Annotated in this window: 4 protein-coding genes; 1 reads left to right on the top strand and 3 read right to left on the bottom strand. The window is 68.9% G+C overall.

Annotation, left to right across the window (positions count from 1 at the left end; all coding sequences use genetic code 11):
• Positions 1-53 precede the first annotated feature (53 nt).
• The 3 genes from ACWGIU_RS27275 to ACWGIU_RS27265 are packed head-to-tail and all read right to left on the bottom strand — an operon-like array spanning position 54 to position 2947.
• On the bottom strand, positions 54-848 hold the full coding sequence (locus tag ACWGIU_RS27275) for a thioredoxin domain-containing protein (RefSeq protein WP_453710067.1): 795 nt from the start codon (positions 846-848) through the stop codon (positions 54-56).
• A gap of 48 nt (positions 849-896) precedes the next feature.
• Complete coding sequence (locus ACWGIU_RS27270; protein ID WP_453710065.1) at positions 897-1583, bottom strand: hypothetical protein; 687 nt, start codon at positions 1581-1583, stop codon at positions 897-899.
• A 38-nt stretch (positions 1584-1621) separates the two neighbouring features.
• Positions 1622-2947: a DUF2252 domain-containing protein gene (locus ACWGIU_RS27265; protein ID WP_453710063.1), complete on the bottom strand. Its 1326-nt coding sequence runs from the start codon at positions 2945-2947 to the stop codon at positions 1622-1624.
• 172 nt (positions 2948-3119) lie between these two features.
• Here ACWGIU_RS27265 and dnaE point away from each other — a divergent pair.
• Positions 3120-5785 (top strand): DNA polymerase III subunit alpha (gene dnaE / locus ACWGIU_RS27260; protein WP_453710061.1); only part of this gene is annotated, 2666 nt, incomplete at its 3' end.

Genomic DNA, 5785 nt, shown 5'->3' with positions numbered 1-5785 from the left:
GCCCGCCCTTCGAGGCGGTCCGTCCGGTCGGTGATTTCCGGATTGCCCCGGGATCAGCCCTGCAGCGCCTTGTCGATCGCCGCCGTGAACAGCTCCGCCGTCTGCGGCGTCTCGATCTTCTTGCCGTCCATCTTCAGGGTCGGCGTGCCCTTCACGCCGGACTTGTCGAAGGCCTTCGACATCTCCAGCGCCCACCGGTCGTACGTACCGTCCTCGACGGCCTTCTTGAACTCGGCGTTGCCCTTGAGCTCCGGAACCGTGTCCGCGACCTTCAGCAGGTAGTCGTCCTTGGCGAAGCTGTCGTCGGTCTCCTCGGGGTGCAGGTCCTTGGAGTAGAGCGCGCCCTTGTAGTCGAGGAAGGCCTTCGGGCTGACGTTGAGCGCGGCGCCCAGGGCGCTCAGCGCGTTCTTCGAGCCCTCGCCCTTGACGGCGTTGTCGATGAAGGTGGCGCCGATGTACTGGAGCTTGTACTTGCCCGCGTCCACGTCCTTCTCGATCTGCTCGCCGGCCGCCTGCTCGAAGGCGGCGCAGGCCGGGCAGCGCGAGTCCTCGTACAGCTCCAGGGTCTTCTTCGCCTCGGGCTTGCCGACGACGACCGTGGTGCCGTCCGCGCCCTCGGTGTTCTTCGGCTTGACCAGCTCGGCCGTGGCGGCCTTCTCCCAATGGCCGGGCTGGTTGGCCTGCATGACCCCGTAGCCGATGGCGCCGATCACCGCGAGCGCGAGCACGACCCCGCCCGCGACGAGCACCTGGCGGCGCACCTTGTCCTTCTTGGCCTGGGCCTCGCGCTCGGCGCGCAGACGCTCGCGTGCCGCTGCCTTGTTCGCGTGGCTGTTGCGTGAACTCATCATGATCTCCGTGGGATGTGACGTGTGGAAGGGACTGCCGTACGTGCGTCAGGCGCGGGCGAGCGCGCCGAGCACGGGGGGTCCCCGCCGTCCCACGGAGTGGGCCGGGAAGCGGGTACGGGCCCCGGCGGCCGAACGGGCCGACCACAGCAGCGCCCGCGCCGGCCGGCGGGCCACCGCGCCCGAAGCCGCGGCCAGCAGCAGCGGCCGGAACGCGAAGGCGGCCACCGCCCGCAGCAGCCGGCCCAGCGCCCGCTCGCCGTGGCGCAGCCAGGCGGCGGCCAGCAGCCCCACCGAGACGTGGGCGCCGAGCAGCAGCCAGGGCGTGTACGGCCCGGGCGAGGCCAGCAGCGCCGCCGCGTCGGCCGGTCCCGCCACCTCGGTCAGCGGTCCGCCCACCGGTGTGCCGCCGCACAGGGCGTCCAGGCCCATGGCGCGCAGCGGGCCCGCGACGGGGCCGCCGGCCGGGCCGTAACAGAGGTGCTGCCCGGTGGTGAAGACGGTGTCGGCGGCCAGCTCCAGCGGTACGAGCAGCCCGGCGATGGGGCCGAAGCCCCGTTCGCGGCCCGCGAGCGCGTAGGCGATCGCGAACACACCCGCGAAGGCCCCCGCCACCAGCGCGGGCGGCAGCGGGACCCGGGACATCAGGACGTGCGAGCCGGACGAGAGCAGTACGACGAGCGCGCTGAACAGCGCGGCCCGCAGCCCCCTGAGTCCCGTCCCGGAAATGTCCATCCTCGCGAGTGTGCCATGCGTTCCTGTGGAACAGCGGCTCAGTGGCTGAGACGCCCGTTACGGAAGAGATCCACGAAGATCTGGTGGTCGGCGCGCGCCCGGGCCCCGTACGCGTGGGCGAAGTCCACGAGCAGCTCCGCGAAGCCGTCCTCGTCGGCCGCGATCGCGGCGTCGATGGCCCGCTCGGTGGAGAAGGGCACCAGCGTCTGCCCGCTCTCGTCCGCGTCGGCCGCCCCGTGCATGGTCGCGGTCGCCCGGCCCAGGTCCGCGACGACGGCCGCGATCTCCTCCGGGTCGTCCAGGTCCGACCAGTCCAGGTCCACCGCGTACGGGGAGACCTCCGCCACCAGCTGCCCGGCGCCGTCGAGCTCCGTCCAGCCCAGCCACGGGTCGGCGTGCGCCTGCAGGGCGCGCTGGGAGATGACCGTCCGGTGCCCCTCGTGCCGGAAGTACTCCCGCACCGCCCGGTCCGTGATGTGCCGGGAGGCCGCCGGGGTCTGCGCCTGCTTGAGGTAGATCACGACATCGTTCTCCAGGGCGTCGCTGTGCCCCTCCAGCAGGATGTTGTACGAGGGCAGGCCCGCCGAGCCGATCCCGACGCCGCGGCGCCCCACCACGTCCTTGACCCGGTAGGAGTCCGGCCGCACGAGGGACTCGTCGGGGAGGGTCTCCAGGTACCCGTCGAAGGCGGCCAGCACCTTGTAGCGCGTGGCGGCGTCGAGCTCGACGGAGCCCCCGTCGGCCGTGAAGCGGCGCTCGTAGTCCCGTATCTCCGTCATGGAGTCCAGCAGGGAGAAACGGGTGCGGGAGCGGGCCGAGCGCAGCGCGGCCAGCAGCGGCCCCTCGGCGGTGTCCAGGGTGAAGGAGGGCACCTCCTCGTGCTTCGCACCGGCCGCCAGCCGGCGGATCCGCTCCCGGTAGGCACCGGCGTAGATCCGCACCAGCTCGCTTATCTGGTCGTCGCTGAGCGCCTTGGTGTAGCCGATCAGGGCGACGGAGGCGGCGAACCGCTTCAGGTCCCAGGTGAAGGGGCCGACGTAGGCCTCGTCGAAGTCGTTGACGTTGAAGATCAGCCGGCCGTTGGAGTCCATGTACGTGCCGAAGTTCTCGGCGTGCAGGTCACCGTGGATCCACACCCGGCCCGTCCGCTCGTCCAGGTAGGGGCCGCCGTGCCGGTCCCGCTCCAGGTCGGAGTAGAAGAGGCAGGCGGTACCCCGGTAGAAGGCGAAGGCCGAAGCCGCCATCTTGCGGAATTTGACCTGGAAGGCAGCGGGGTCGGCGGCGAGCAGCTCACCGAACGCGGTGTCGAACACATCGAGGATCTGCTCGGCGCGCTGCTCGTCGGTCGTCTCGGGGACCGCCATGGCGGGTTCCTCCTGGTGCACGGGCTGTTTCAGGTTCCGACCGACTGGACGCCGGATCGGCCCTCCTGGTTCTGCAACGCCCGACCGTACCGGTCAGTGCCCGCGATCTGTCACCCGGCCGACGTAGGATTCGAAGCTGCCCCCTCACCCTTGCCGCCGGAGGACCCGCGCCGTGACAAAGCCGCCGTTCACGCACCTGCACGTCCACACCCAGTACTCGCTGCTGGACGGTGCCGCACGGCTGAAGGACATGTTCAACGCGTGCAACGAGATGGGCATGACGCACATCGCCATGTCCGACCACGGCAACCTGCACGGCGCCTACGACTTCTTCCACAGTGCGCAGAAGGCCGGCGTCACGCCGATCATCGGCATCGAGGCGTACGTCGCCCCCGAGTCCCGGCGCAACAAGCGGCGCATCCAGTGGGGCCAGCCGCACCAGAAGCGCGACGACGTCTCCGGTTCCGGCGGTTACACCCACAAGACCATCTGGGCGTCGAACGCCACCGGTCTGCACAACATCTTCCGGCTGTCCTCCGACGCGTACGCCGAGGGCTGGCTCACGAAGTGGCCGCGGATGGACAAGGAGACCATCTCCAAGTGGTCCGAGGGCCTGATCGCCTCCACCGGCTGTCCGTCCGGCGAGGTGCAGACCAGGCTGCGCCTCGGCCAGTTCGACGAGGCCGTGCAGGCCGCCTCCGACTACAAGGACATCTTCGGCGAGGGGCGCTACTTCCTGGAGCTGATGGACCACGGCATCGAGATCGAGCGCCGGGTCCGTGACGGGCTGCTGGAGATCGGCAAGAAGCTCGGCATCCCGCCGCTGGTGACGAACGACTCCCACTACACGTACGCGAGCGAGGCCACCGCCCACGACGCGCTGCTCTGCATCCAGACCGGCAAGAACCTCTCCGACCCGGACCGATTCCGCTTCGACGGCACCGGCTACTACCTGAAGTCGACCGACGAGATGTATGCGATCGACTCCTCGGACGCCTGGCAGGAGGGCTGCGCCAACACCCGGCTGGTCGCGGACCAGGTCGACACGGAGGGCATGTTCAAGTTCCGGAACCTGATGCCGAAATTCGACATCCCGGAAGGCCACACCGAGGTCAGCTGGTTCCGCGAGGAGACCATGCGCGGCATGCACCGCCGCTACCCCGGAGGCATCCCGGAGGACCGGATGCAGCAGGCCGAGTACGAGATGGACACCATCATCTCGATGGGCTTCCCCGGCTACTTCCTCGTGGTCGCCGACTTCATCATGTGGGCCAAGAACCAGGGCATCGCGGTGGGCCCCGGCCGAGGCTCGGCGGCCGGTTCGATCGTCGCGTACGCCATGGGCATCACCGACCTCGACCCGCTCACCCACGGCCTGATCTTCGAGCGCTTCCTGAACCCCGAGCGCGTCTCCATGCCCGATGTCGACATCGACTTCGACGAGCGCCGGCGCGTCGAGGTGATCCGGTACGTGACCGAGAAGTACGGCGCCGACAAGGTCGCCATGATCGGCACGTACGGCACCATCAAGGCCAAGAACGCGATCAAGGACTCGGCCCGCGTGCTGGGCTACCCCTACGCGATGGGTGACCGGCTCACCAAGGCGATGCCCGCCGACGTCCTCGGCAAGGGCATCCCGCTCTCCGGCATCCTCGACCCGACGCACCCCCGTTACGGCGAGGCCGGCGAGATCCGCGGGATGTACGAGAACGAGCCGGACGTGAAGAAGGTCATCGACACCGCCCGCGGTGTCGAGGGCCTGGTCCGCCAGATGGGCGTGCACGCCGCCGGCGTGATCATGTCCAGCGAGACCATCACCGACCACGTGCCCGTCTGGGTGCGGCACACCGACGGCGTCACCATCACCCAGTGGGACTACCCGAGCTGCGAGTCGCTCGGCCTGCTGAAGATGGACTTCCTCGGCCTGCGCAACCTCACGATCATGGACGACGCCGTCAAGATGGTGAAGGCCAACAAGGGGATCGACATCGATCTCCTGGGCCTCCCGCTCGACGACCCCAAGACCTTCGAGCTGCTCGGCCGCGGTGACACCCTCGGCGTCTTCCAGTTCGACGGCGGACCCATGCGCTCGCTGCTGCGCCTGATGAAGCCCGACAACTTCGAGGACATCTCCGCCGTCTCGGCCCTGTACCGGCCGGGTCCGATGGGCATGAACTCGCACACGAACTACGCCCTGCGCAAGAACAAGCAGCAGGAGATCACCCCGATCCACCCGGAGCTGGAGGAGCCTCTCAGGGAGATCCTCGGCGTCACCTACGGCCTCATCGTCTACCAGGAGCAGGTCCAGAAGGCCGCCCAGATCATCGCCGGGTACTCGCTCGGCGAGGCCGACATCCTGCGCCGCGTGATGGGCAAGAAGAAGCCCGAGGAACTGGCGAAGAACTTCGTCATCTTCGAGGCGGGCGCCAAGGAGAAGGGCTTCAGCGACCAGGCGATCAAGGCGCTGTGGGACGTCCTCGTCCCCTTCGCCGGTTACGCCTTCAACAAGGCGCACTCCGCCGCGTACGGCCTGGTCTCCTACTGGACCGCCTACCTCAAGGCCAACTACCCGGCCGAGTACATGGCGGGCCTGCTCACCTCGGTCAAGGACGACAAGGACAAGTCCGCGATCTACCTGAACGAGTGCCGCCGGATGGGCATCAAGGTCCTGCCGCCGAACGTGAACGAGTCCGAGCCGAACTTCGCGGCCCAGGGCGACGACGTGATCCTCTTCGGCCTCACGGCGGTGCGCAACGTCGGCACCAACGTCGTCGAGTCGATCATCCGGACGAGGAAGACCAAGGGGAAGTTCTCCTCCTTCCCCGACTTCCTGGACAA

Source organism: Streptomyces sp. NPDC054840 (assembly GCF_053611065.1).
Note: the sequence above shows the minus strand (reverse complement) of the source record. Positions and strands in the feature narration are given on the sequence as shown.